Here is a 244-nt window from a genome sequence, read left to right on the forward strand (position 1 = left end):
CGTCGTCGGCGCCACGTTCGGCGAGCCAGTAAAGAAACTGATTCGTGAGCTCCGACGTGGAAGGCGAGCGAAAGCCGATCGAGCAGGTCATGCACTCGCCTTCGGCCACGCCGTCGTGCGCGATGTGCGGCGGCAGATAGAGCATGTCGCCAGGCTCCAGCACCCATTCTTCCTCGGGTTCGAAATTCGCGAGAATTTTCAGGGGCATGCCTTCCTGCAGCGACAGGTCGCGCTGCGCGCCGAT

At 62.7% G+C, this 244-nt stretch carries 1 protein-coding gene; it reads right to left on the bottom strand.

All coding sequences use genetic code 11. The features are described 5' to 3' along the window. A partial coding sequence (locus SB772_RS44635; RefSeq protein ID WP_410839106.1) for a cupin domain-containing protein occupies positions 1-244 on the bottom strand: 244 nt, incomplete at both ends.

The sequence above is a fragment of the Paraburkholderia sp. SIMBA_030 genome (assembly GCF_046535245.1).
Lineage (GTDB): Bacteria > Pseudomonadota > Gammaproteobacteria > Burkholderiales > Burkholderiaceae > Paraburkholderia.